The organism is Chitinophaga polysaccharea (genome assembly GCF_902150045.1).
GTDB classification, from domain to species: domain Bacteria; phylum Bacteroidota; class Bacteroidia; order Chitinophagales; family Chitinophagaceae; genus Chitinophaga; species Chitinophaga polysaccharea_A.
The window spans coordinates 361,540-380,460 of record NZ_CABFVU010000001.1; the positions used below are offsets into that span (position 1 = coordinate 361,540).

Genomic DNA, 18,921 nt, shown 5'->3' on the forward strand with positions numbered 1-18,921 from the left:
GGGGTCTTCATTTGTTAAAGTTATTTTATTCTAATGCAAAAATGGTCACTGATTTGTTGCCGGGTCAAACATTTTAATTTATAGAGTAAAATAAATGTAAAAACATGCAACCTATGTGCATACGTTACACTTTTTTCATTTTATGGAGGTTTCGTTGTTCTATATCTGCAATGATACAGGCGGCAAGCTGTTGCTCCATTGCGGTACTAAAACCATAGGTAAGTCCCTCAAAAGCCCATTGTCCATTTCCGTGATCCTGCATGAGCAATTCTATCTTTGTTATTTTATTCTTTTCCTGCAATTCTACAAGGAACCATCTGGTAGTATTCTCTGACGAGATTTTATAAAAATCGCAACTGTAATGTTTGCCTTCGCAGTAAATGGCTTTAAAAAACCTGAACTTTAAGGCAGGTTCCAGTATGTCATTAGTTTCTTTCACAGTAATAAAGATTTTTTTAGTTTTACAGGCATATAAAGGTTATGAGAAAGTCAAGAGCGAAATAATCATTAATTTTTTATGTTTCCAATTCGTCTTTGATAGTCTGACTTAACATTATATAAAGTTTCACTAACTATTTGTTATCTCCCACTTATGAAGCATGTCGGTTATAATATCCGCAAATCGAGACTTGCAAAAAATCTCACACAGGAATATGTTGCAGGTGTCTTGAAAATGACCCCTGCTGCTTATGGAAATATAGAGCGCGGTGCCTCTAACGTCAGCCTGAACCGGCTACAGCAAATTGCTGATATTTTAGAAGTAGAACCTGAAGAATTATTGCATGAAAAGGAACCGATCAATATTACCGCACCTGTGAACAATTCTAATATCGGCAATAACCAGAATAATATCATTGGCTTGACCGAAGAAAACTTCCAGCTTTTAAACAAAACTCTGGAAGGCGTAACTAAGGTGCTTGAAAAAGTAATAGATAAACTTAAATAGCTGACCTGTTATCTGCAATGTAATTCTGCGGCCGTATTGCTGGCAATTATTTCTAATTCACAGTCAAATAGAAAATGGTAAAACAGATATAAGTATCAGTCTGGTTATGCTCTTGGTAGACCTATTACTATTGCAGCCTCTCTCTTTTGAGGGTGCAGCGGAAAACAAGATTGTTTAAAATGGATGATGTTAATTTAAAACTGCCATTTAGACAAAACAAAATTTATCAAAATCTTATTTCAGCTGATCGATAATATTATCCATATACTTATACAGATATATCTTGTCGAATTGCGAAGCAAATTTTTCTTGTTCCAAATAACCAAATCCATGAGTAGAAGACTTATGCCCGAAGTTAGCGACGAGTAAAAGCCAGTTTTCATCAAATTTTGTTGGATATCTTTTAATGTTTTTTTCTTTCTCTTGTATTGCTCGTTTGATCCAATCAACATCAACATCTTTCACCAAGTATGCACCAAAAGGTTGCCAATTTTCAAAATCAAGATCATTGGAAACTGAAATAGAATCAATAAAATGATTTATAGGTCTACAACGGCCCCTTGAAGAAATATTAAAACTATATTTCCGATTAGGTAAGTATATGCCTTCAACCAGATCATGTAATTGATCTACGTACATGCCAATTTCACTTTTCTTGCACTTAATAGGCACATTTGAAAAGTTAACTAGCACACGCAGTTTTGCTGAATATTTTTCTTTAAACTTCCTATAAGCTGATTCTACAAGGTTTTCCTGAAATGCCTCAACTTGTATTAAATGAGGGTGAATTAATCTTGTTACCTCTATTGAAATATCCCTGGTCAATTCTCTAACAATAAAATCGGGAGTTTCTGTAGATTCTATTGATTTTACACGCAGTTGCAGACTTTCATTTGAAATAAAAGTGCGTAATAAATGATATTCTAAATCTTTTTTAGCAATAGTTTTCTTATACATACTTCAAGTTATTTACAGTTGTAGTACTCCCATAATCTACTCTATAGATAGTGTTTTCTTGGAAAAAATCTACAATATGATTCCTGCCGTTTTTTTAAGAACAACTTTATGAAGCCAAGTCCTCAGCTACCTTTTTGCGGTTAGTGGTTCCAGTTCATTGTTTTCAATATTTCCTTACTTATTCCTGCATTTTGTACAAGGCCAAGTACAAAGCAAAAATTATATATATAATTTTTATCACTTCTATGAATATAATTGAATTATTTTCAAACAAAGTAATGCATGCAGAAGTATATTATAGTATGAACAACTAAATATTTGACGCACAGCCTAAAGCTCGGATTCGGCATAATGAGAAAATAGGATACAAAATTTCGAATATATATATCATATTTTGAGATGTTTTTTGAAAAAAAAGTCTACTTTCGTCATCCTAATCATTGAAGCAAATGAATCGCATCAAAGAAGTATTGGAGGAAAAAGGAATAAAGCAAACTTGGTTAGCGGAGCAGCTAGGCAAAAGCTATAATATGGTTAATGCGTATGTACAAAATAGACGACAACCAAGCATTGAAATCTTGAATCAGATTGCTCATCTTTTAAACACAGACATAAGAGACCTTTTGGTCTCAACCCAAAGCAATTTATAACATACTTATAAAGATTTAATGAGAATAGCATATAATACGAATAAGGGAATATTTTATAATGGAAAAGTTGAGGAAGCCTTAGCTTCCAAAAAGTTTGAACAATACAAAGGAAAGGTCAACTTGATTCTGACATCCCCTCCTTTTCCTTTAAACAGAAAAAAGAAATATGGGAATTTGCAGGGGCAAGAATATATTGACTGGCTTTCTAATTTAGCAATATTATTTAAAGAATATTTAGCTGATAATGGATCTATAGTTATTGAACTTGGCAATTCTTGGGAACCTCAAAGGCCTGTAATGTCAACATTTTCCCTTAAGGCACTTTTGTCTTTTTTAGAAAAAGGAGAATACAGTCTTTGTCAACAATTTATATGGAATAACCCCGCAAAACTGCCTAGCCCTGCTCAATGGGTAAATGTAGAACGTAATAGGGTTAAAGATGCATTTACTTATATCTGGTGGATGAGTAAGACAGATTTTCCTAAAGCTGATAATAAAAAAGTATTAATGGAATATAGTAGCTCCATGAAAAAACTTTTAAAAACGGGAAAGTATAATGCTGGCACTAGACCCTCGGAACACAATATTGGAGAGAAATCATTTTTAAAGGATAATGAAGGTGCTATTCCTTCAAATATTATAACTGCAGCCAATACTCAATCGACTACCAACTATCAATTGTATTGCAAAGAACACGACTTGGAACCTCACCCCGCAAGGATGCCAAGTGCCATCCCCGAATTTTTTATAAAATTTTTGACTGATCCCGAGGATTTAATTTTAGATCCCTTTGGAGGAAGTAATACTACTGGTGCTATTGCAGAAAGACTCAATAGAAAATGGATTGCTATTGAACCTAATGAAGATTATATCAAAGGTTCTGTCGGAAGGTTCTTGAAAGAAGATAAACTCATCTATAGATAAATGAAGAACCATTGGGAATTACCTCATAAACCACGAAAATGGCAAGAAAATGCTCTTGACGAGTGGTGTAAAAGCTATAAGGGGATTGTAAGTATTGTTACTGGCGGGGGAAAAACTTTATTTTCTTTTTTCTGTATCAATGAGTATAGGAAAAAAAAGAAAGATGGGAAAATAATAATAGTAGTACCGACTATTACCCTTCTTGATCAATGGTATGTATCATTGTTAGATGATTTTTCCGTTCCATCCGATCAAATAGCATGTTTCTCTTCAGAGGAAAAACCCAAAGAGTGGTTAACTGTCAATATTATAGTTATAAATACAGCTCGGAAGAAGTTAAAAACATTGAATGAAAAAGAAGATTTTTTCTTGATCGTGGATGAATGTCATAGAGCTGGTAGTCCTTTAAATAGCGAAGCTATCAAAGGGAACTATTTTGCAACCTTAGGGCTTTCGGCAACTCCTGAAAGAGAATATGACGACGGGTTTAAAAAATATATTTTACCTAATCTTGGAAAGATTATATATACATATGATTATATTGAAGCACTTAATGACAGAGTCATCACTCCTTTTACTTTAAACAATGTCAAGGTAAACCTTTTGCCTCATGAAGAGGAAGAATATAAAAAAGTAAGTAAAAAAATAAGATTTTTAGCTGAAAAAGATGATGAAAATGAAAGTGGTGGCTTTAAGATAAAAATGCAGCGTCTCCTAATTAAACGAGCAAAAATTTCTGCGGGAGCAATGATGAGAATACCAATTGCATGCAGAATTGCAGAGGATCACAAGGCGGAACGAATAATAATTTTTCATGAAAGTATTGAGGGTGCAAATACATTAAATAAAATACTAAACGAAAGAAAGAATAATTCGGTAGTGTATCATTCAGGAATTGGCCCTATTATTAGAAGAGATAATTTACGTCTCTATAGGAAGGGGATATTTAATATATTAGTTACGTGTAAGGCTCTCGATGAGGGAATGAATGCTCCTGAAACTTCAATAGCAATAATAGCAAGTTCGACTGCAAGTACGAGACAACGTATACAAAGACTTGGAAGAGTTTTACGCCCAGCTATAAATAAGACCGATGCAATAATATTTACACTTTATGCGACTGAACAGGAAAAGAACAGGCTAGTTACTGAATATAAGAAATTTAAATTGAACATTACTATTAATTGGTTAAAAGGAATTAGTAAATAATGGCTAGAGTATTAATTAATGATGAGTGGTATGATGAAGTTTCCGCAAAGGCTTTGAGGGAGTCTGAGTTTGAGGAAATTTTTTTGAGAAACGTCGATATTATCTACCCCGATTATTATACAATACCATTTAAAATTATCGTTGAATCTGAATATGGTAATGCTAAGGCCGATCTTGCCTTAATAGACAGGGATTATTTAAACTGGTGGGTAGTCGAAGTGGAAATGAGCCGACATTCTTTAAATAGTCATGTTTTGCCACAAGTTGAAATATTGTCTAATGCATTGTATGACGCTGAAATCGCAGCCTTTTTCCACAAAAAAAATCCAACCCTTGATTTGCAGCGATTAGATGCCTTACTGAAAGGCAAGCAGCCTAGAGTTATGGTCGTTTTGGACATACCCAAAGACAAATGGTCTCAAAAGCTTGAAAAATATAATGCTATTTTAAGTATATTCCAAATTTTTCGTTCCCAAAACGGCAATTTAATATTTAGATTGAATGGAGAATATCCACATAAATTTACTCCCAATCAATCTAAATGCAAATTTCCTCAGCTTTTAAATAGATTTCTTAAGGTTGAATCACCAGCAATATTAAACATACTAGATAAGGAAAAAATTTCCATTATCTGTGATGGTGCAACTACGGAATGGAAAAGGATTGACATAAAAGATAGTGTGTATCTATATCCAGTTAGTTACAATCCTTTGGATATAAAAAAGGATTACTTATTATTACAGAAGCCAGATAATACATATCATTTAAAAGAACTAAAAAAATCTAAGTCATATGGAATTTCAAGTAGGCCCTGACATTATAAAGTCCTATAAAAGACTTTCATATTCTCCCTGGCATGCCATAGCGGAACTAGTAGATAATTCAACCCAGGCATATTTTAATAATAAAGAAATTCTTGATGAAAAATATCAGAAAAACGATGAGAAACTTGATATCGTAATTGCCTATGATAGAGATTCTGATATTTTACGTGTTTCGGATAACTCCATGGGTATGTCTCTTTCAGAATTAGAAGATGCATTGCATATTGGAAAAGTAACAGAACGCACTTCTGGAAGGTCAAAATATGGCTTGGGTTTAAAGACGTCATCTTGCTGGCTTGGAAATGAATGGACAGTTAGAACTAAAAAACTTGGAGAAAGTACAGAATATCTTATAAAAGTAAATGTGGAAGACGTTGCTAGTGGTAACAAAGTCATAGTTCCGCAAGAAACGCAAGGTAAAGATAAAGACATCTCTTACACTGTTGTTGAAATTACCCAACTTAACCGCCAATTTCATGGAAGAACACTAGGGAAAATCAGGGATTATCTTAGCTCAATGTATAGAATAGATATACGTGAAGGTAGACTGGTTTTGACTTGGCAAAATGAAAAATTAAAGTGGCAGGATTTTGAATTTTTATCTGATAGAAATGGGAACGAGTATAAAAAAGATTTCAATTTTATTGTTGCTGGAAAAACCATTATTGGCTGGGTCGGAATACTAAAAAATGGCAGTAGAGCAAACGCTGGATTCTCTATTTTACAATCAAATAGGGTTATTAAGGGATGGCCTAAAGCATGGAGGCCTGGCAAGATCTATGGACAAGAAGAAGGGTCGAATGATTTGATTAACCAGAGACTGATTGGAGAAATTCATTTAGATGGATTTGAAGTAAGTCATACCAAGGATGATATACAATGGTTTGGTAGTCAGGAAGAAGACGTTGAGAATGAGTTATATAATGCTTGTAATGATTATAGAGAAATTGCCAGAGAATATAGAAAATCTACAGATGATGGTAGAGGCCCCTCTACTGCAGAAACGGACGTAGCGATTGATGAATTAAGAAAAGAACTGTTTTCTGCAGAAATGGTGGATAAAATTGCCTTGACAGTTATTCCAGATGATGAGGCGATTAATGAAACTGTTTCACAGTTGACTGAAACAGTAGAAGAAAAGTTGGAACCGGAGATTGAAGGAGAGATGGGAGGGATATTTGTGAAAGTATATATTGACGGTGAAATGTCTCCTAATGATCCATATGTTATCGTTGAAGCGTCAAAATCCGATGAAGTGATAATTATAGTAAATGCTTCCCATCCTCATTGGAACCAAATTAGTGGGGATCATGGTACGTTAAATTATTTAAGACACTGTACTTATGATGGCGTTGCCGAGCATATGGCAAGGTTCAAAAAAAGTACAATAAACCCCAACACTATAAAAATATTAAAAGATTCACTTTTACGAGTTGCTTTTAGTATAGAGCAAAATATTGTAAATAACTAATAAAATCAAGATCAAATGTATACACTATGCAGCGTTCTTAATATTGTTAGAAATTGGTTTGATAATCTGGGAGTGTAAAATAAACTGTGTCAAAATAACTTATGCATTGTTATCTTAATTGCAGGATTGGGGCCAAAACGTTTGGCATTATCGTCCTCCCTCACCACATGTTTTTTAGAAAATACTATACCTTGTTTAAATCAAAAACCACTCGCCTAACCAAAAACTAAAATGCCTACGGTTGATTTTTTACTACGATCCTATGATCAAACTGAAGCCTTCGCTTGCCATTCCGACTCCCTGGATAATGTATTAGCTTTTCAATACGAGTTTCTAAGCCTTTTTCCCGGCCTTGCCAACTTTGATACGAACACCATTCGACCCGAGCTAATAAAATCATCAGAGATTGAGGCAAACATTGAGGCTTTTATCAAGAAAGCCGAAGGGGAAATTCCTGCCATACATAGAATTGGCTCGTTTATTAGAAACCTCGCGGATGGCGAAACTTTCTTTGTTTTTCCGACATCCGAATTGGATCGAAAAGTTTCGTTTCATATTAGCAATTTGCTCTCAGCAAGATATCACAAAGAAGATTTTGAAGAGACTCAAACAAGCATGAATGAGCTTTTTGGGGGGTTACTTGATAAGTACGATATTTTTCCATACGGCAATAAAAGGAAGGCCATCGGAAATTCCTCTAAAGCTGACCGTATTTGCCGATTTTGCCAAAACACGAGAATACCACTTGCATTCAAAAAAAGAGCACACGCTATTTCAGAGGCTTTAGGAAATAAGACGCTCGTATTGCACGACGAATGTGATGGTTGCAATGAAGAATTCAGTAGGACATTGGAACCTCAAATAATCGAATTTTTCTCATTGTATCGCACTATTTATGAGATAAAGGGAAAAGGGGGTACTAAGAAATTTTCGGGGAAAAATTTTAAAATTGGACGCAATGAGGATGAATTACTGGAGATCTCTTTTAGTGATCTAGAGAAGATCGAACCAGAAAATCAAGACGTTGTAGAAGATGCTCCAAAGCTTCCATTCACAATCACGTTGCATTCAAACAAAAAAATTTCTAGACAGAATCTATACAGATGTTTTTGCAAATTCTTTTTGAGCGTTATTCCGGAAGAATTGCTGCCGCAATTCAGAGAAACAATTAAATGGACGAATAGCGAGTTTGACATTGACAAGCTTCCACAAATAATAGAATTCAATTTTCCCCACAGTTTTCAAGAACAGCCTGTACTGTTAGTATTTATACGCCGAGATAATGACCAAAGTGTTCCGTTTGCAGTTTGTGAATTTCAGTTCACATTTCACCGGTACATCTTTATCATTCCCCGGTCCACAGCGGACAGTAAAGATTTTAGCGAAAAAGAAAATTTTGACAACTTTCTATCAGTATTCAGCCATTTAAATCGCGCGCAAGACGGCATGTACGTTGATTTCTCGGATGCTAAAATGCGCGACTTTGTAATTAATTGCAATTTTGTAAAGAACAATCAAAGTGATGAGATTGTAGAGTAAGGCAATGAAAATCGTTGTAATTATAACGGCAGCAATGTTATAGACTGATCGGTTTGTAGATAAGGTTGAAGGTGAGAGCGTAGAAGAAATATTCATGCTACCTAAAGAGAATAAGGAAAGTAAAAGACAGTACAAACGGGAGCTTTATAAGGTAAGGAATGTGGTGGAGAGGGAGATCAATAAACTCAAGCATTACCGCAGAATAGCTACCGAGTATTACAAAAAGGCCCGCAACTCCACAGCCTTGCCGCTGCCGTCGTCAACACAAAATAATTCTGTCAATACATCTTAGAGGGCAGAGATAGCCTTCAGAATTTGAAACATTTGGTTCGATAACGTTCCACTTGGGGGCACTAAAGAAGGTTGTAAGTATTTGACTTACAACCTTCTTTGTTTGTGTCAATGTCGTTTTCGTACGGTTTTACACTATTTGGGATCAAGTTGAAAAGTTGGGGGATAGGATAAAAAGTAGTTTTTTTGCAGCAGATTAACCAACGAAGCACGTGGATCAGAATTTTCGCAAACTAGTAGAGATGCTGTTACCAGCAGGGGTTTTAGAGTATTTTGACTTAATTGATTCAAGTCAGAATAAGGAGGGTATTGATATATACCTGGAAGAAAAGAATACAATCCCAGTAGAGCATCAGCATAGAAAAGCACACTCCAAAGGTTTCTTCTCAGAAATTGCAATTCAGGATTTTCCTATACGTGGCCAAAAGGTCACCCTGCATGCCAAACGCCGTCGGTGGGAGGTTTTAGAGGATGGAGAAATAATAACAAGAGATTGGGAAATAGTTAAAAAAGGCACACGAATGACACCGGAGTTCGGTGCTTTTTTAAAAGGATTACTTAGATAAATATCCTGTAAGCCCTGTGCAATTGGGCCATTTCTTTCAGATAGACGGTAAACAGTTAGGCCAGCAATACAAGCATCATCTCAGTGATTTTGGTACCTGGGATCAAAAAGAACATGCTACTGAATGGATGCTTTTTGAACAAAACATTGGTGCCGCTTTAAGTATAGACGAGACAGCCTTTTCCAGTGGAGAACTGTATACAATTGTCACTAATAAGCTGGCCAAAGGGCGCAAAGGCTCAATAGTGGCTATGATCAAGGGCACTCAGTCTGAATTTCTGAAAGAAATACTGTTTAAGATCCCTAAACGCCTGCGTGGAAGAGTACAGGAAGTTACCATCGATATGTCTGGTAGCCTTAATAGCGCTGTTAAAGCCTGTTTCCCTAACGCCCATCGGGTGATAGATCGCTTCCATGTGCAACACCTGGCTTTTGATGCGGTACAGGAAATCAGAATAAAGCATCGCTGGGAAGCCCTGGAACAGGAGAATCTGGAATACGAGCAGGCAAAACGAGCCGCAATGAAGTATGAGCCAGTCAGGCTCGCTAACGGCGATACAGCTAAACAGCTGCTGGCCAGAAGCCGATACTTGCTATTTAAGCATCCCAGACTATGGACCAGAGAGCAGCAGCAGAGAGCGGAACTTTTATTTAGTCATTACCCCCTTATTCATAAATCCTACCAGCTATCCCTGCGACTCGGTGAGGTTTACAGACATTGTAAGTGTAAAGAAGAAGCATTTAAGAAGCTGGCTTTGTGGTATAATGACGTGGAGGAAGCGGGGATTTTATCCTTCAAGACCGTTGCCAGGACTATCAGAACTCATTATCTGGGTATCCTCAACTTCTTCAACAACAGAGCCACCAATGCGGCTGCAGAATCATTCAATGCAAAAGTAAAGTCCTTTAGAAATGCACTGCGAGGGGTGCGGGATGTAGAATTCTTTCTTTATAGATTGACTAAACTTTATGCCTAAAATTTATGGACATCCCCCAACTTTTCAACTTGATCCACTATTTGCGACACGAAATTGACACCCGACATGACACACAAAAAATTATCTTTTCTTTCCTGAGCAGACAGCCAGTCCTGCATTTTGGCAGAATGACAATAAAGCTGTTGTGTACGAAAAAATTTTCTTTATTTTCGCTCGCTTTCCCATCATTTTGCCAATTGCTTCCAATTCTTATTCACACGGGCTACATGGATGGAGGCGTTGCACTCACCTTAGCTGTTCGCCATAAACAACTACCAGCCCGACCTTCCTGCGTTCATGTGTTTCTATGTTTGGCAAAGAGGTATAAAAAAGCTTTGAGACTAATACAGGTAGAAAAGTATAAAAAAAAGTTAAACATATTGAAAAAATGAAAAACACCGTTATATTTGTTGCATATGAGCGCCTTTTATAGTTGTGAACAATGTAACTATAGTGAACCCGTCGAAGACAAAACCAAATCTAAATTTTAAAAACAATTTTTTCCGTTGAAATCCATTTATTAACAATCATAAAAACAACTTCAAAGAAAAAGATTATAACCTAGACATCAACCTCGACAAGTTAACCTAAGCGTTCGTTAAGAGTTTGGTCATTAACCGGCATAAATGAATGTTCATCCCATATTTAATCCGTATATAACTATGTCCTTTCCTTTCTATAAGCAGTTTGATGCTATGGACTGCGGCCCTACCTGTGTTCGTATGATAGCAAAGTTTTATGGTAGGATGTTCTCGCTTCAACAGCTAAGAGATAAGTGTCAGATAAACAGGGATGGTGTTTCGCTTCGTGGTATCAGTGAAGCTGCCACCCAAATAGGATTTAGAACTGTTTCGATAAAAACGAATCTAGATGTATTGCAAAAAGAACAGGTACTACCATGTATTGTGCACTGGCAACAGAATCATTTTGTGGTTATTCACAAAATAAGCAAAGGAAATGTATGGGTGGCAGATCCGGCAAAGGGTAAAATAAAATATGACAGATCAGATTTTATCAATGGCTGGGCTATTGAGGAACAAGAGGGCAAGCCCGTGGGCATTGTTTTATTAACGGAACCAACTTTTCGTTTCTTCAATAGTGAATTGAATAACGATAAAAACAATAAATTAAATATTCAAAACATTGGTGTTCACTTTTTAAGATACAAGCGGCTCTTTATACGATTGTTATTAAGCTTGCTCGTAGCAAACCTGCTTCAACTGCTTTTTCCTTTTTTTACACAAGCTGTCGTGGACATAGGCATTGGAACAAAAGATATACAGCTCATTTATCTGCTTTTAATTGGCCAGTTAATGCTCTATACTGGTAGTACCGTGGTTGATTTCATCCGTGGCTGGATCATGCTGCATATAAGCTCGAGAATAAATATCTCACTGGTATCAGATTTTCTTGTAAAGTTGATGAAGTTGCCGTTGGCTTATTTCGATGTCAAAATGATGGGAGACATTATGCAACGAATGGGGGACCATAGCCGCATAGAATCCTTTCTGACAGGGAATGCTATGGGGATGATCTTTTCGGCGTTCAACTTCATTGTATTTGCTTTTATGATTATCATCTATGATGCAAAGCTGTTCTTCATTTTTGCTGGCGGAAGCCTCCTGTACTTTGCGTGGATATACAGTTTTCTTAACCTACGTCGTAAGCTCGACTTTAAAAGATTTGATGTAGGAGCTAAGAATCAGAGTACGGTTATTCAGCTGATTCAGGGAATGCAGGAAATTAAAATGAATGATTGTGAGCAGCAGAAAAGATGGGAATGGGAACGGATTCAGGCAAAATTGTTTCGATTAAATATGCGCTCTCTTTCCCTCGGACAAGTTCAACAAGGAGGCGCCTTCTTTATTAACCAGGTCAAAAATATTTTCATCACATTCTTCTCCGCAAAAGCTGTTATTGATGGACATCTGACACTGGGAGGTATGATGGCCGTACAATACATTATTGGCCAGTTAAATGGCCCCGTCCAACAATTTATCCAATTCATACAATCATATCAGGATGCGCACATCAGTTTGGAGCGGATTAATGAAATACACAATACTCCGGAGGAAGAAGCTCCCGACAAGCCCCTTACTAATCAGTTGCCCATCGACAAATCAATCACGCTGCGAGATCTTAGTTATAAATATCCTGGACATGATAATAACTGGGTGCTGGAAAATATTAACATTCATATTCCACATGGTAAAACCACTGCAATTGTAGGTTTGAGTGGAAGCGGGAAAACCACTTTAATAAAGTTATTACTCAAGTTTTATGATCCCGGAAAAGGTGAGATTTTGATTCACCATACACGATTTGAAAACATCAGCCATCGCTTTTGGCGCAGCAGATGTGGAACTGTGCTTCAGGATGGATTTATTTTCTCAGATACTATTGCCAACAATATCACAGTTAAAGATGAATACCCGGATCTCAGGAAGCTGGAACATGCTATTCATGTCGCGAATTTACAGGAGTTTGTAGACTCACTCCCTATGGGATACAATAGCAAAATTGGAGCAGAGGGAAACGGCATCAGTCAGGGACAACGTCAGCGGATCCTGATTGCAAGAGCAGTATATAAAGATCCTGAGTATATTTTCTTTGATGAAGCGACCAATGCCCTCGATGCCATTAACGAAAAATTGATCATACAGAACCTGGATACTTTCTTCAAGGGAAAAACCGTAGTGCTGATAGCTCACCGGTTAAGTACAGTGCGCCATGCAGATCAGATTATCGTGCTGGAGAAGGGAAGAGTAATTGAATCAGGTACTCATCAGGAACTGATTTCAGCCGCAGGCAATTATTTTAACCTAGTCAAAAACCAACTGGAAATAAGTCATTCGTAACATTAGAGACACTTTGCACGATGCCGGAAACACTTTCTATCAATAGCGAGGAATTACACGAGGTACTGGGGCAGGAGCCACGGGGAATTGTCAAATGGAGCGTTATTATTTTCCCCCTGATTATAATCTCTATTGTGGCAGTTGCCTACTGGGTACAATATGCCGACATTGTAAGCAGTAAAGTAACTATAATGGCTAACAATGCGCCAAAATCCATTGTTGCAAAAATTGATGGAAAAGTACTACAGCTGCTGGTTAAGGAAAAGACGTTCGTTCATAAAGGGACAATTATAGCCTATATGGAAAGTACAGCTGATCATGCACAAGTAATAAAGCTATCATCGGAACTCGGTACTGTACTGGAAAATATAAATATGGGACATTGGGAAGTATTGAGTGGCCTGAAAACTGATAGCTATACTCAATTGGGGGAGATGCAGACTTCCTTTCAGGTATTCATGATGTCATATATACAACTGCAGTCTTATCTTGAGAAAGGATTTTACAGGCAGAAAAAGATAATGCTTTCGGTAGACATTGAGAATAACATCCTGTTAAACAAAGGGCTTCATATACAACAATCCATATTTGAAAAGGATTTATTGATCGCCCGACAGGAATTTGCTGTCAAAGAGCAATTATACAAAGAAAAAGTAATTCCGCTGTTGGAATACAGGCAGGAGGAAAGTAAGCTGCTTAGTAAACAACTTCCCCTGGAAACCATTAAAACGGATATTATCCGTCAAGAATCCGCTATTACAGCCAAACAGGAGGAGCTTTTACTACTGGACCAGCAAATCAATCAGCAAGAAAAGATTTTTCTGCAGGCGTTAAGCGCCTTCATAAATGAAATCACTAAGTGGAAAATGCAGTACCTACTTACTGCACCGGAAAGTGGAGTGCTTACATTTCCGGGCCTGCTGCAGAATAGTCAGGATGTGAAGTCCGGGCAGGAATTGTGTTATATAGTACCTGACAATAGCGAATACTATGGTGAACTGTCGCTGTCGCAGGAGAGTTTTGGGAAAGTTAAAACAGGGCAAAAAGTGATGATAAAACTGTCGGGGTATCCTGCTCAGGAATTCGGCAGACTAACGGGCCACATCAGTTTTATTTCGAATGTTCCAAATAAAGAAAAACAATACATCACAAAAGTAATACTCGACGACGGTATGTTAACGGATTACGGCCGCAAACTGGAGTTTAAGAATTCAATGACTGCTGATGCCGATATCATTACAGACAAGTCCAGGCTGTTGAACAAGCTATTGTATACTTTGAGATATATGTGGAACCGGAAAAGATAGTGATTAGTAAACCCATTTAATAATTCGCAAACATGTCCATTATCCGTTATTTTAAAAAAATCCAGTTCATCGACATACTTATTCGGAGGAAATCAACCGGCAATCAGACAGATTTTGCAAGAAAAGCCAATATGAGCAAAAGTATGTTGAAAGAATACCTGAAAGAAATGAAAGAACTTGGATTTCCCATTAATTTTTGCAAGAAACGACAAACATACTATTATGAAGAAAATGGGAAAATGGTGGAGAATCTATTTGCCAAGGAACATGAAAGTGTAGATATGACGCAGTATAAAGGAGGCCAAAATAGGCAGTTAAGAAATGATCATGAGTTATATCCCTTCCAACTATATGAAATTAATCAAAGGCCAATTATAATGGCCTGACAAGGAGTTATTTTGTATACAGGAAGCGCTTCCCGAAATACACTAATTAAACGGGTCTCTGAAAACCGGTTACGCGAAGTAACAAGAGTAAGATCATTTTTAACAATTTTCAAACCATGAAAAAGAAAATAAGCGTTAAGCAATTTGACTACGACTATTTCAAGAAAATGGAAATAAACAATTCCAACAGAATTCTGGGTGGAATTGGTACTCAGATTAATAACTGTACCTACAGTTCAGATACCAATACAGCAAATAGTGACCGTGGATCAAACCAGAATGGATCTGCTGATGATGCTGGCGGCACAGCTGACGAAACTACCACCGTTCCAGGTCCTCCGGCTATTTTACCATAAGCATATTCCTGCCAAAAAGGAATAGATTTCCAACTAATTTTTAGATGATGCCGGCACCTATAACAGGTGCCGGTATATAATATAAGATTCAATCTAATCTGATGATCCTAATTATTTCCCGTGTTGGACATACTGTTAACAAAGTAATGGATTGGTTAAACTATTACAAACAACCGTACATTAGGTTCTCAGATGCCGACAATCTCTATGAACTATTGGACATTGAAATCTCAGATCATTCATTCTCTGTTAGAATAAAGAAGGGAAATGTTGATATTGATTTATATAGCATAAATGCTGTTTGGGTTTGGCATGGGGATATCCGGTTTAAAGGTCTCAGCTTATCGGATGTTTCGCGTATTTCAAAAAAAGAGGAGGTTACCCAAAACCTGCAGTCCCAAATAAGAACTGTTTACGGATTTATTGAAAACTATCTAATCTCTAAACGTATTATAGGGCATACTTTCCTTCAGGATGTCAATAAGCTGACGCTATTAAGTTATGCAAGGCAAGTGGGGCTGCATATTCCACAAACCTATGTCAGCACCAAGACGTCCCATGTACAACAGCTAACTGAGAATAATGAGCTGATAACAAAATCAATCCAGCAATCCCCATTCATTCACGATTCAAACGGAAACGTAATACTTAAGGGATATACGACAGAAGTATTTCATGAACAAACAAAGAAGATCGCCCAGGAGAGACTGTTCCCATCCCTTCTTCAGGAAAAACTAGATAAGAAATATGAGCTTCGTATATTTTATCTTGATGGAAAGTGCTATCCGATGGCAATATTCTCCCAGCGGGATGAGCAAACAGCCATTGATTTCAGAAAATATAACCATGTAAAACCAAACAGAATGATGAGTTGTTCTATCCCCGATTACCTGGAGAAACAAATCATCAAACTGATGAAAATGACAGGATTGAACACTGGGTCCCTCGATTTCGTTAAAACCAAGGACAATAAATATGTATTCTTGGAAGTTAACCCAGTAGGTCAATTCGGATTTGTATCTGAATCTTGTAATTATCAACTGGAAAAATTAATTGCCGAGAAACTTGTATCATACTGCTAATTTTTTAAAAAAATAAAAATGACAGACATCTATGAATCCAATAGTCATCTGCCCGTACAATATATCATCAATGCAAATGAGGAAGTAAAGGAAGAATATCAGTATAAAGAAGACAGATCCATTGGAAACATCCTATTACAATTGAGATTTTACAAAAGTGACTTATACCAGACCAACCAATTAATACATGTAGGTCATTGGAAACCATGTTCTAATATACATTCCTAAAACTCATTCTATGAAGCTGGCTGTCCTATTTTTTCTGCTTGTTATGTGGCAGGTACATGACAATTCTCCAACTGGTAACCCCGCTTACGATTTTCCGGAAAAAATCATATTCAGGAATGGTTCCGCTTATGGCCATATTAACGCGAATATGAATGCACTATCGGTCTCCGGATATTTTCGGGAAGGCTTGAAATATGAAGATAGCCTTTTGGGGCTCCCGTCTCCACAGTATATAACCCTGAAAAACGATGAGGTGATAGCGGCCAGAGAATTTATCTTAAGGGAGGCAAAGAAGTACCGGATACTATTGATAAATGAATCACATAATCATCCTGAACATAGGTTGTTTACAAAATCTTTGCTAAAAGATTTGTTTGACCAGGGGTATAATGTGTTTATGGCTGAAGGAATTAAATTTCATAGTGGTCTCGATCAAAGAGGTTATCCCATTAATGAAGACGGGTACTATCTAAGCGAACCTGTTTACGCATCAATGATCAGATATGCAAAGCGTATTGGATATAAAGTCAGTGCCTACGAATTTTATTCTGAAAAAAAGGAATGGGACGACAGTATCAGGTTGGATACTTTTGGGTCGATGAAATATATTGGCTACGAGCCAAAGGATTCGGCCATCATCAGATTCGATAAAAACGGGCCGGTTGAATATATAATGACCACTGTTAGAGAAGATGGTCAGGCTGCAAATATCTATAATGTCATAAAACAAAACCCCTCATCGAAATTCATTATCCATGTAGGCAATGGGCACCTGGCAGAAGATGGTCCCATGATGGGAGCAAAGTTAAAAGAACTTTTGGGAAATGAGGACCTCCTTACCATTGATCAGGTCGCACTTTCCATAAGAAAGGCGATCATCGACACGTTAACAAATGATACGATCCGAAGATCATTCGCGTATATTTTAAAAAATAGAGACACCAAAAAAATATTCCATTACTACAATGGAGCCCAAGTAGACTATACTATTTTTAATGCGGTCATTACAGATTCCATGCTGCGACCTGATTTCCTTTTCAGAGATGTCGAAAAAAGGATCGTATATAACATCAAGGCAGATCAATTAGAAGATTGTCCCTGTATGTTTAGCGCCTATTATACAAGTGAACTGGAGAAAGAAAAGAACAAAGCCATTGCCGTAGATGTACTCTATATTAAAAACAAGACTTTCAATGCACCCTTGCTATTATATAAAGGATCATACACCATTTTAAAGAAGAATAAAACAGGAAAAATACAATCATTTCAAGCGGAAGGTATAAAATAGTTATTATGAGATTTGAAGGAAAAACGCACTACTTATTTCCAACCAATTGTTTTATTGTGGATGGTGCAGAAAGATCACTGATATATGATCTTCACCGAAACAATTATGATATTATTCCATTGGAGCTCTCTGCTGCTCTGAAACAATGTGGCTCCGGGAACTTTGAAGAGTTATTTAGTCACCTGCCGGAAGAGGATCTCGACTTCTATCAACCGTTCATAGTTAACCTCATTGAAATGGATTATCTGATACCTATTGATGAGAAGGAGATAGAATTCTTTGACCCTATGTCTACAGAATGGCATTATCCATATCACTTGTCGACTGCGATTATTGAATATTCATCAGATTCTCCTTTCAGTCTGAAGGATGTTTTAGCAAGAATCGATAAGGTAAATTGCCCTGCTGTAGAGATCAGATTTACTGAGGCATACGATCTGGAATTTTATAAGGAATTATGCGGCATTTTTAATGGGATGTGCTTCCGGCATATGGACTTGCTGATTCAATACAAAGAGGGGCAAGAAGCCGATTTCATGGTTGCATTAAAAAATATCCATCCGATACTGTTTTCTATTACACAATATCAAGCCCCGAAAGATGAAGTAGTTAATAATTCCGAATCTCAATATATAGGACTGAAAAGGACAACCAGAAGTTATGATGAAATTGTTAATAATCATAGTGTCCTCTCCAGGAACTTCTATATTAATAGGGAATTTTATACTGAATCTCTCCATCATAATTCCTTTTTCAATGGTAAAATAGCCATCTTAAAGAATGGAATGATAAAAAATGGCACCAATAGTTTTCGCTCTTTTGGAAATATACTGGAAACAGATCTGAGTAATATACACAACAATGAAATTTTTACTGAATTATGGGGCTTGTCCAAGGACAAAATCGAAATCTGTAGAGACTGTGAGTATCGGTATATGTGTATGGATTCCAGAATACCTATTTTAAATTCTGAAAATAAGTGGGTCTATGAAGAGAAATGTAATTATGATCCATATACCTGTAAATGGAATACTGAGCATTGAATTAAGCAGTCGTTTTTCCT

At 36.8% G+C, this 18,921-nt stretch carries 19 protein-coding genes; 17 read left to right on the forward strand and 2 right to left on the reverse strand.

Annotation, left to right across the window (positions count from 1 at the left end; translation table 11 throughout):
• Positions 1-124: 124 nt before the first annotated feature.
• Positions 125-439, reverse strand: coding sequence for a hypothetical protein (locus FN124_RS01495; RefSeq protein ID WP_142683030.1), 315 nt, complete (start codon positions 437-439; stop codon positions 125-127).
• Between the two features lie 153 nt (positions 440-592).
• Here FN124_RS01495 and FN124_RS01500 point away from each other — a divergent pair, with 153 nt between their 5' ends.
• On the forward strand, positions 593-946 hold the full coding sequence (locus FN124_RS01500) for a helix-turn-helix domain-containing protein (protein ID WP_142683031.1): 354 nt from the start codon (positions 593-595) through the stop codon (positions 944-946).
• Positions 947-1,180: 234 nt separating this feature from the next.
• Here FN124_RS01500 and FN124_RS01505 read toward each other — a convergent pair whose 3' ends face one another.
• Positions 1,181-1,903 (reverse strand): hypothetical protein, encoded by a 723-nt coding sequence (locus FN124_RS01505; RefSeq protein ID WP_142683032.1) that lies wholly within the window; start codon positions 1,901-1,903, stop codon positions 1,181-1,183.
• A gap of 449 nt (positions 1,904-2,352) precedes the next feature.
• Between FN124_RS01505 and FN124_RS01510 the strand changes: the two genes are divergently transcribed.
• The 16 genes from FN124_RS01510 (at position 2,353) to gwsS (ending at position 18,901) form a co-directional block, all read left to right on the forward strand.
• A complete protein-coding gene (locus FN124_RS01510; protein WP_142683033.1) occupies positions 2,353-2,553 on the forward strand; it encodes a helix-turn-helix transcriptional regulator in 201 nt (66 codons plus the stop codon).
• An 18-nt stretch (positions 2,554-2,571) separates the two neighbouring features.
• Positions 2,572-3,477: a DNA-methyltransferase gene (locus FN124_RS01515; protein WP_142683034.1), complete on the forward strand. Its 906-nt coding sequence runs from the start codon at positions 2,572-2,574 to the stop codon at positions 3,475-3,477.
• The gene (locus FN124_RS01520; protein WP_142683035.1) at positions 3,478-4,686 is read left to right on the forward strand and encodes a DEAD/DEAH box helicase; all 1,209 of its coding nucleotides are present in this window, start codon (positions 3,478-3,480) and stop codon (positions 4,684-4,686) included.
• Positions 4,686-5,501 carry a hypothetical protein gene (locus tag FN124_RS01525; protein WP_142683036.1) on the forward strand — a complete coding sequence of 272 codons (816 nt, stop codon included), beginning with the start codon at positions 4,686-4,688 and terminating at the stop codon, positions 5,499-5,501. Before FN124_RS01520 ends, FN124_RS01525 begins: the two co-directional genes overlap by 1 nt.
• On the forward strand, positions 5,479-6,981 hold the full coding sequence (locus FN124_RS01530) for an ATP-binding protein (protein WP_142683037.1): 1,503 nt from the start codon (positions 5,479-5,481) through the stop codon (positions 6,979-6,981). The genes FN124_RS01525 and FN124_RS01530 overlap by 23 nt, the downstream gene beginning before the upstream one ends.
• A 231-nt stretch (positions 6,982-7,212) precedes the next feature.
• Complete coding sequence (locus tag FN124_RS01535; protein WP_142683038.1) at positions 7,213-8,520, forward strand: hypothetical protein; 1,308 nt, start codon at positions 7,213-7,215, stop codon at positions 8,518-8,520.
• A 94-nt stretch (positions 8,521-8,614) separates the two neighbouring features.
• Positions 8,615-8,812 (forward strand): transposase, encoded by a 198-nt coding sequence (locus FN124_RS01540; protein WP_142683039.1) that lies wholly within the window; start codon positions 8,615-8,617, stop codon positions 8,810-8,812.
• Positions 8,813-9,053: 241 nt separating this feature from the next.
• Entirely contained in the window at positions 9,054-9,377 is a 324-nt protein-coding gene (locus tag FN124_RS01545) for an ISAon1 family transposase N-terminal region protein (RefSeq protein WP_142683040.1), read from the forward strand.
• A gap of 16 nt (positions 9,378-9,393) precedes the next feature.
• A complete protein-coding gene (locus FN124_RS01550) occupies positions 9,394-10,353 on the forward strand; it encodes an ISAon1 family transposase (RefSeq protein ID WP_260607295.1) in 960 nt (319 codons plus the stop codon).
• Between the two features lie 626 nt (positions 10,354-10,979).
• On the forward strand, positions 10,980-13,211 hold the full coding sequence (locus tag FN124_RS01555; RefSeq protein ID WP_260607296.1) for a peptidase domain-containing ABC transporter: 2,232 nt from the start codon (positions 10,980-10,982) through the stop codon (positions 13,209-13,211).
• A gap of 20 nt (positions 13,212-13,231) precedes the next feature.
• The gene (locus FN124_RS01560; protein ID WP_142683042.1) at positions 13,232-14,518 is read left to right on the forward strand and encodes an HlyD family secretion protein; all 1,287 of its coding nucleotides are present in this window, start codon (positions 13,232-13,234) and stop codon (positions 14,516-14,518) included.
• A gap of 32 nt (positions 14,519-14,550) precedes the next feature.
• Positions 14,551-14,904 (forward strand): hypothetical protein, encoded by a 354-nt coding sequence (locus FN124_RS01565; protein ID WP_142683043.1) that lies wholly within the window; start codon positions 14,551-14,553, stop codon positions 14,902-14,904.
• Positions 14,905-15,020: 116 nt separating this feature from the next.
• The gene (locus tag FN124_RS01570) at positions 15,021-15,260 is read left to right on the forward strand and encodes a hypothetical protein (protein WP_142683044.1); all 240 of its coding nucleotides are present in this window, start codon (positions 15,021-15,023) and stop codon (positions 15,258-15,260) included.
• A 101-nt stretch (positions 15,261-15,361) separates the two neighbouring features.
• Positions 15,362-16,342 (forward strand): grasp-with-spasm system ATP-grasp peptide maturase, encoded by a 981-nt coding sequence (gene gwsG / locus FN124_RS01575; protein WP_142683045.1) that lies wholly within the window; start codon positions 15,362-15,364, stop codon positions 16,340-16,342.
• Between the two features lie 238 nt (positions 16,343-16,580).
• Positions 16,581-17,858 carry a hypothetical protein gene (locus FN124_RS01580; protein WP_142683046.1) on the forward strand — a complete coding sequence of 426 codons (1,278 nt, stop codon included), beginning with the start codon at positions 16,581-16,583 and terminating at the stop codon, positions 17,856-17,858.
• A 5-nt stretch (positions 17,859-17,863) separates the two neighbouring features.
• The gene (gene gwsS / locus FN124_RS01585; protein WP_142683047.1) at positions 17,864-18,901 is read left to right on the forward strand and encodes a grasp-with-spasm system SPASM domain peptide maturase; all 1,038 of its coding nucleotides are present in this window, start codon (positions 17,864-17,866) and stop codon (positions 18,899-18,901) included.
• The last annotated feature ends 20 nt before the right edge of the window (positions 18,902-18,921 follow it).

Bases quoted from the DNA above. Each gene is read 5' to 3' on its own strand.
- FN124_RS01570 (WP_142683044.1), top strand. From the start codon at position 15,021: ATGAAAAAGAAAATAAGCGTTAAGCAATTTGACTACGACTATTTCAAG.
- FN124_RS01510 (WP_142683033.1), top strand. From the start codon at position 2,353: ATGAATCGCATCAAAGAAGTATTGGAGGAAAAAGGAATAAAGCAAACT.
- FN124_RS01505 (WP_142683032.1), bottom strand. From the start codon at position 1,903: ATGTATAAGAAAACTATTGCTAAAAAAGATTTAGAATATCATTTATTA.
- FN124_RS01525 (WP_142683036.1), top strand. From the start codon at position 4,686: ATGGCTAGAGTATTAATTAATGATGAGTGGTATGATGAAGTTTCCGCA.
- FN124_RS01535 (WP_142683038.1), top strand. From the start codon at position 7,213: ATGCCTACGGTTGATTTTTTACTACGATCCTATGATCAAACTGAAGCC.
- gwsS (WP_142683047.1), top strand. From the start codon at position 17,864: ATGAGATTTGAAGGAAAAACGCACTACTTATTTCCAACCAATTGTTTT.
- FN124_RS01515 (WP_142683034.1), top strand. From the start codon at position 2,572: ATGAGAATAGCATATAATACGAATAAGGGAATATTTTATAATGGAAAA.
- FN124_RS01555 (WP_260607296.1), top strand. From the start codon at position 10,980: ATGAATGTTCATCCCATATTTAATCCGTATATAACTATGTCCTTTCCT.
- FN124_RS01530 (WP_142683037.1), top strand. From the start codon at position 5,479: ATGGAATTTCAAGTAGGCCCTGACATTATAAAGTCCTATAAAAGACTT.
- gwsG (WP_142683045.1), top strand. From the start codon at position 15,362: ATGATCCTAATTATTTCCCGTGTTGGACATACTGTTAACAAAGTAATG.
- FN124_RS01580 (WP_142683046.1), top strand. From the start codon at position 16,581: ATGAAGCTGGCTGTCCTATTTTTTCTGCTTGTTATGTGGCAGGTACAT.
- FN124_RS01540 (WP_142683039.1), top strand. From the start codon at position 8,615: ATGCTACCTAAAGAGAATAAGGAAAGTAAAAGACAGTACAAACGGGAG.
- FN124_RS01500 (WP_142683031.1), top strand. From the start codon at position 593: ATGAAGCATGTCGGTTATAATATCCGCAAATCGAGACTTGCAAAAAAT.
- FN124_RS01545 (WP_142683040.1), top strand. From the start codon at position 9,054: ATGCTGTTACCAGCAGGGGTTTTAGAGTATTTTGACTTAATTGATTCA.
- FN124_RS01560 (WP_142683042.1), top strand. From the start codon at position 13,232: ATGCCGGAAACACTTTCTATCAATAGCGAGGAATTACACGAGGTACTG.
- FN124_RS01565 (WP_142683043.1), top strand. From the start codon at position 14,551: ATGTCCATTATCCGTTATTTTAAAAAAATCCAGTTCATCGACATACTT.
- FN124_RS01520 (WP_142683035.1), top strand. From the start codon at position 3,478: ATGAAGAACCATTGGGAATTACCTCATAAACCACGAAAATGGCAAGAA.